We start from the raw sequence: 7044 nt of genomic DNA on the forward strand, positions 1-7044 counted from the left end.
AGGTTGAGAAAAATGATTATTCAGAGGCTTGAAGGCGCAACACACTGTTCTGTGCAACTGGGGGTGAAGAAATGGGCTTAAATCCTTGTCTGGTAAGGTTTCTGCTATTCGCAATCACGCCTTTTGTGAGAAATGCGGGTACACTCTTCGCCAATATTCCCTTCAAAAATAACATCAACCGATTGCGCCAAAACGTTCGGACTAAACGCCACCGCACCCGCCAGAACAAAGCCAGATAAAACTAAACGACGAATCATGGAAACCCTCCTTAAGGTATATGCACATAAGAACCAAACATCGATGAGCGAATTAAGGGATAACCGTCAGCGTCACCGCATAGTTGTAAGTCCCCGCCGGAAACGGTACAGGTCTTTCCACACGCATATCGACTTCTAAATCACTCATTCCCACCGGAAGATTCATGGTAACCTCTGCCGTATCCGCCGTCACCTGTTGTGTCCCAACCGTAACAAACGTTACATAAGTTGTCCCATCCGGATCAGGTGTTGACCCAGAGATGAGGCGAGGCGGTGAAACTGTTAGCGTAGCAGGGGTGTTAGACTGTAACGTTACGGTGGCTGGATTGACGGATTCTATAACATTAGGTAGTTGAACTGAACCACCACTAGCCGTTGTTTCCACTGTACCCAGGACAACCTGGTCAAAGGTTACTTCAATGGGAACACTAGCCGTAAATGGAATATCAACGGTTTGAGCCAGCGCCTCAGAACTAAACCCCATAGCACTTGCCAGGGTTAACGCTGATGCAACGGCGTAAAAACGAGACATTTAAAGCTCCTCAAGGGTAGCTGTTTCAAGTCTATCCCAAACATTGTCTGGTAGAAGTCTAATTTATCCTCTGGATAATAATTCGTCAATTTCTTTTAACTCTCGCAATCTTCCCAGACTGGGGACAAATAACAATCGGATTCACTGTCGTCCATTATACCTTGTTAATCGGGCGCCTAATTAATTATTGGGCGGGCGCACGTCTGTGGGCGCACGGAGCGTCATTAGTGTCAACTTAAGGTTAAACCGTTACTTAATAAGAGATTCCCCCGGACTTTGAAAACCCCCTGCTTAAAAAGGGGGGAATAGTCTGATTTGGAAGCATCTCAAGGAAAACCTATAACTCATAAGAAACACATTTTGACACAGGAAATTGAGTAAAGGGCGACCCGATCCTCTGTAGGGGCGGGTTTTACTACTATCTTTTTGGTTGCATCTCAATGTGACTAAACCCGCCCTGTTTCTCTAGTGGTTCCTTTGTGCCAGCGGCTCGCCCCAAAAGGAGAATTATTGACCATTGGGGAATGCGATCGCTCTGAGTAGGGTTAAGCTTTGAAGTGATGAGCATCGAGTCTATAGGTCGGCACATTTTCCCATGATAAAAGTATACCAAAAAAAAGGAGCGATCGCACCCAAAACAAAAAAAAATCTGTAACTATTTCTAAGCATCACTAAACCATCTGTTCCATGCGGCGAAAATCGAGTTCGACTTCCGCCCACAGGGAACGGTTATGGGGGTCAGTCTTCAGGGCTTTTTTCAAATAAATTCTGGCTTTATTCAACTGCCCATTCTTAACCAAATACCGTCCCCAACATTGATAAGTAATCGCTTGCCACTGACGCACCTCTGGATCGTGGGGAATCCGTTGCGCCAACCCCTCAACCAGCGCGATCGCACGGGCAAATCGTTGTTCTTTGAGCAACTGCTGTAAGCGCTCGTAGGACGTCCATTTGAGCTGATATTCAATCTCCGACAGGGGGGGAATAGTCGGCGGTTTGGTTGGCGGCTTCTTTGTCATCGTAACCGTCTGGGAATCCTCAGCCGAGTGAGTTGTTCCCAACGGTTTAACCACATTCAGCAGCAGCTTATACGCCTGTGTCAACTCAATAAACTTGGTTTGAGCCAATTGATCGCCGACATTGACATCGGGATGACACTGGCGTGCCAAACGCCGATACGATGCCTTAATCTCAGATCGAGAGGCTCCATCACTTAAACCCAACAATCGATAACAATCCACCAGATTCATTTCCAGAACAAGCACTGATAGGTGTAGAGGCAGTATTTTAGAACTGCCCTACCGATTCGTCTATCTTATCCTGCTCTTTCCTCAATCACACGGTCAATCAATCCGTACTCCTTCGCCTCTTGAGCCGACATGAAAAAGTCGCGATCGATATCTTTTTCAATCTTCTCAACCGATTGACCCGTCTTATCCGCATAGATTTGGTTGAGTTGACGCCGGATTCGCAAAATCTCCCTGGCTTCAATCTCAATATCCGTCGCTTGTCCACGCACCCCCCCAGAGGGTTGGTGAATCATGATCCGTGAGTGAGGTAACGCTAACCGTTTCCCCTGCTTACCAGCCATAAGCAGGAAAGAACCCATCGACGCCGCTAAACCGACACAGATGGTGACTACATCCGACTTAATATGCTGCATGGTGTCATAAATCGCCATGCCTGCAGTAACTGAACCACCAGGAGAATTGATGTAAAGATAAATATCTTTGTTGTTGTCTTCGGAATCCAGGTAAAGCATCACCGCGATGATCTGGTTAGTAATCTCATCATCGACTTCTTTACCCAGAAAAATAATCCGTTCCCGGTAGAGACGATTGTAGATATCAATCCAATCGCTGTAAGGAGAACCGGGAAGTTGATAAGGAACTTTGGGGACGCCAATAGGCATAATTTACTCCGAATTCTAGAAAACGTTTTGAATAGTCTGTAGGGGCTCTTTTCACAACTATCGTTTCTTCTCTCACCCAGATGCGACTAAACCCGCCCCGGTACGTACCATTGCTCGTCTTGTCTGATGGTAATGGTTTAGGCATTAATCAGGAGGGTTGTCTCGAAGGAGAACAGCAAAACTGCCCTGAGTGTCAGTGCAAGAGGAGGGATTAAGACGCACTGGCGGCTATAGCAGCCGGAACCTCATCGCTCTCTAACACCCGATCAATCAAGCCATACTCTTTTGCCTCATAAGGGGTCAGGTACAACATCCGCTCCATATCCTTGGCAATCTTTTGGGCAGATTGACCTGTATTTTTGGCAAAAATATCCATCATGGTCTTTTTGTTGGCTAGCACTTCCTTGGCTCGAATTTGGATATCCGTGGCTTGACCCCGTGCATAGCTCTTGGGTTGGTGCAGCACAATAGAGGCATTGGGTAAACTTGCCCGAGAGCCTTTTGTTCCCGCCGACAGTAGCATCGCCGCCATCCCCATTGCCGAACCAATACAAATGGTATGGATGGGGGGTTGAATGTAATTCATCGTGTCACAGATGGCAAAGGCTTCCGTTTCAAAGCCAATCGGTTCACCATCGTAACGGGAGGTTCCCGTGGAGTTGATGTAAATTTTAATCGGCTTGTCGGGATCGTCGTACTGCAAATACAAAAGTTCTGCCACAATCAGTTCGGTGACTTGTGGTACCAAGGGCAAACCCAGATAGACAATTCGCTCGTTGAGGAGCAGTGAAGGTAAATCGGGTGGCGGGGTTCGGTAGTTTTGCCGACCATAGTAGGTTGATTGAACTGCCTGAATCGGTTGTTTCATCTACGGTACTTGGGAATGCAATAATGGCGCTATCTTTAAAACATAGTAGCGTGAGTCGTGAAGTTGCCTGGGGTAGTTCTTTTCATCGATGGCGATTTGGGGTGTGCCATGAGCGACCCTGGCTCTAGACTAGTACTTATGTATTGCAAGAAAGTTACTATAGTTACCTCTTTTTACTGGCTTAGGAGTTTTAGACAATGAAAGTTGGTTTACACCCTGCCCTCAGCGATATCAATCTTGATGCCAATCAACCCAGTTCCCAGCGTCAGTTATCGATAGCGATTCGGGCAATCAGCCAATCACTGGATCAGTCGCTACCCTTGAATTTATGCTTAATTCTAGACCACAGTGGCTCGATGCATGGGCGTCCCCTGGAAACGGTGAAAAAAGCGGCGATTCAACTGATTGAACGACTCAAACAGGGCGATCGCATCTGTGTGATTGCCTTTGATCACCGTGCCAAAGTGCTGGTACCCAATCAAGGGCTCGACAATACAGAAACGATTAAATCCCAAATCCGGCAACTGACTGCTGATGGGGGAACTGCCATTGATGAGGGGTTGAAACTGGGTATTGAAGAAGTGGCAAAAGGGAAAGCCGAAGCCGTGTCTCAGGTGTTTCTGCTGACGGATGGCGAAAATGAGCATGGAGACAATAAACGCTGCTTGAAATTAGCCCAACTGGCGGTGGAACACAAGCTGACGATCAATAGCCTAGGATTTGGGGCGAATTGGAACCAAGATGTTCTGGAAAAAATTGCCGATGCTGGGAGTGGTGCGCTTTGTTATATCGAACAGCCAGAACAAGCCGTGCAGGAGTTTGGACGCTTGTTTAACCGCATCCAAGCCGTCGGATTGACCAATGCTTACTTGGTATTTGAATTAATGCCCAAAGTGCGGTTTGCCGAATTAAAACCCATTGCCCAAGTCGCGCCGGATACGATTGAACTGCCTCTGCAACCCCAAGGCGATCAATTTGTCGTCCGCTTGGGCGATTTGATGACGGATGCGGAACGGGTGATTCTGGCGAACCTGTATCTGGGGCAACTGTCTGTGGGGTATCAGGCGATCGCGAAGCTACAAGTGCTTTATGATGACCCCGCTACGGGGGAAGAGGGATTAAAGTCGGAACAGATCCCGGTGGAGATTAACGTTCAGAGTACCTATCAACCGGCTCCCAACACGAAAGTCCAACAATCGATTCTGGCATTAGCCAAATACAGGCAAACTCAAATAGCCGAAGCCAAACTGCAAAAAGGCGATCGGGCTGGCGCTGCCACAATGTTACAAACGGCTGCCAATACTGCGATCCAAATGGGAGATCAAAGTGCAGCTACTGTCCTCCAAACCAACGCCACTCGTTTACAATCTGGGGAAGATCTCTCAGAAGCCGATCGCAAGAAAACTCGGATTGTGTCTAAGACAATCTTGCAGGATTGATCCTAACTCCGGGTTAACTACCCCTTTGTGGCAGGGACAAGGCATAAGGTATAAGGCATAAAGCCTTTAGGGTTCATGGTGTCTGCTTTTTCTTCCCACGCCCGACACCCCACACCCCACACCCTGCCTACTATTCTTCAAGCTATTGCCTATGGGTAAGACTTGAGTCAACAATTTTACAATTCTTAATATCAATTCTCATCATATCAGTTTACCCTAAGCATTTGGGACAGTTTTGATACGTTTTGGACGTAAAAATACACAAGTCGTTAACCTTAGGGATAGGAAATTTAACATGAGTACCAATCTAGCCACCCAGTTACGTGAGGGAACCAAAAAAGCCCACAGCATGGCAGAAAACGTGGGATTTGTCAAATGCTTTTTGAAAGGCGTCGTAGAAAAGAAATCGTACCGAAAACTTGTCGCCAATCTCTACTTCGTCTATTGTGCGATGGAAGAAGAAATGGAGCGCCATCGCCAACATCCGGTTCTCTCAAAAATCTACTTTCCCCAACTCAATCGCCAGAAAAGTTTAGAGCAAGACTTATACTACTACTACGGCGCAAATTGGCGCGACCAAATAGCGCCTTCAGCCGCCGGGAAAGACTACGTGCAGCGAATTCGCGACGTGTCCGCCTCTGAACCCGAACTATTAATTGCCCAGTGCTACACGCGCTATCTGGGAGATTTATCTGGGGGGCAAATCCTGAAAAAGATTGCTCAACGGGCGATGAATTTATCCGAGGGTGAAGGTACAGCGTTTTACGAGTTTCAAGAGATTCCTGACGAAAAGGAATTCAAAGCCAACTATCGCCAAGCCTTGAATGAACTCCCCATTGATGACGCCACAGCCGAACGGATTGTTGATGAGGCAAATGCGGCATTTGGCATGAATATGAATCTGTTCCAGGAATTAGAAGGTAACCTGATTAAAGCCATTGGTCAAATGCTCTTCAACACCCTAACTCGTCGTCGGAGTAGTGGTAGCACAGAACTGGCTACGGCGGAATAAACTGGCTGTAATACTGAGCGAGGCGGTGCGGCTCATCCTATCTTCTGAGTTGAAGGAGGATCAGTTGTGCCGCCTTAACATGATAGACTTTCAAAATCCTAATCTAACGTCTGGAATATTCCGAGGAGAAAACAATGACAACGACTACAGATTATCAAAGAAAAGGGAACCTCTGGCTCTTTAACCAGATGTACGGCTGATTAAAGCTTCAGCAGCAGACGGTGAGTTGAACGAACCGGAACTGGATAAAATCTATCAAATGGCTGAACTATTAGGGGTGACGTCTGAAGTGGTGCAGCAATTAGTAGAACTTCACAAAGAAGAGGAACAGCTTCGTCAAAAGCGGATTAAACTGCTTTACCCGAATGGAACACCTTATTAAGATTATTACAGGGAACTTTCTTAGTACAGCGCAGAGAATTTATGTCTAGGTACTTAGCTGTCGCTATAAAGGTTAGGACATTCTCTACTGTTCTATGTTCCCTATTACCCGTTCCCTGTTCCCTACCCTTACCACAAGACTTCGATGTAATCTATATTTCCAGTGCTGTTAACAAAATTTTACAAAATCAGTGAAAATTAATTCAGCTAGGTGGTTGCCAAGGTTAGCTGATTGCCATATCATTCAACATGGTGTAACAACGTCATACGCAAGTATGACAAGACCTGGGTCTCAGAGGTAAAGTGTGGACTGGTGGGAAACCGTCAACCCTGTTAGTCTGGGACTCAAGCGCTGATTCGGGCTCGATAATGTCATATCGATATCCTGCCAAAAGCCACCGACCTTGGACAAATACTATCGAGTCGAACAAAGTCATTGATTGGCTTTTAGTCGGCAAGAGAAGTCTGTTACACAAGCCGGACTGATCGATACTCGGTTATAAGTAAGCAACCCCGGTCTCGCATACACGGAGCTTTAGCCAAATAAGTTAAAGCTGTGCTTACCAGCCTAAGTGCTAAGCGCACTACGTTATCGGCAAGTGTTAAAGACCTACCAGCGGATGCGATAGCCAGTTTGCTGCTC

General features: G+C 46.7%; 8 protein-coding genes. 3 read left to right on the forward strand and 5 right to left on the reverse strand.

The annotated features are described in order from the left end of the window. Positions 1 to 104: 104 nt before the first annotated feature. The 5 genes from RID09_RS18450 to RID09_RS18470 all read right to left on the reverse strand — a co-directional run bounded on the left by RID09_RS18450 (position 105) and on the right by RID09_RS18470 (position 3569). Entirely contained in the window at positions 105 to 257 is a 153-nt protein-coding gene (locus RID09_RS18450; protein ID WP_446337385.1) for a hypothetical protein, read from the reverse strand. A gap of 52 nt (positions 258 to 309) precedes the next feature. Further along, a complete protein-coding gene (locus RID09_RS18455) occupies positions 310 to 789 on the reverse strand; it encodes a hypothetical protein (RefSeq protein WP_446337386.1) in 480 nt (159 codons plus the stop codon). 671 nt (positions 790 to 1460) lie between these two features. Continuing rightward, on the reverse strand, positions 1461 to 2039 hold the full coding sequence (locus RID09_RS18460) for a J domain-containing protein (protein WP_446337392.1): 579 nt from the start codon (positions 2037 to 2039) through the stop codon (positions 1461 to 1463). Positions 2040 to 2104: 65 nt separating this feature from the next. Further along, positions 2105 to 2701, reverse strand: a complete 597-nt coding sequence (locus tag RID09_RS18465) for an ATP-dependent Clp protease proteolytic subunit (RefSeq protein ID WP_446337387.1) — start codon at positions 2699 to 2701, stop codon at positions 2105 to 2107. A 211-nt stretch (positions 2702 to 2912) separates the two neighbouring features. Continuing rightward, positions 2913 to 3569, reverse strand: coding sequence for an ATP-dependent Clp protease proteolytic subunit (locus RID09_RS18470; protein ID WP_446337388.1), 657 nt, complete (start codon positions 3567 to 3569; stop codon positions 2913 to 2915). Between the two features lie 197 nt (positions 3570 to 3766). Between RID09_RS18470 and RID09_RS18475 the strand changes: the two genes are divergently transcribed. The 3 genes from RID09_RS18475 (at position 3767) to RID09_RS18485 (ending at position 6402) form a co-directional block, all read left to right on the forward strand. Then, positions 3767 to 5008 (forward strand): vWA domain-containing protein, encoded by a 1242-nt coding sequence (locus tag RID09_RS18475; protein ID WP_446337389.1) that lies wholly within the window; start codon positions 3767 to 3769, stop codon positions 5006 to 5008. 295 nt (positions 5009 to 5303) lie between these two features. After that, on the forward strand, positions 5304 to 6020 hold the full coding sequence (locus tag RID09_RS18480; RefSeq protein ID WP_446337390.1) for a biliverdin-producing heme oxygenase: 717 nt from the start codon (positions 5304 to 5306) through the stop codon (positions 6018 to 6020). A 226-nt stretch (positions 6021 to 6246) separates the two neighbouring features. Further along, entirely contained in the window at positions 6247 to 6402 is a 156-nt protein-coding gene (locus tag RID09_RS18485; RefSeq protein ID WP_446337391.1) for a hypothetical protein, read from the forward strand. Positions 6403 to 7044 lie beyond the last annotated feature (642 nt).

The organism is Coleofasciculus sp. G1-WW12-02, from assembly GCF_040219735.1.
Lineage (GTDB): Bacteria > Cyanobacteriota > Cyanobacteriia > Cyanobacteriales > Coleofasciculaceae > Coleofasciculus.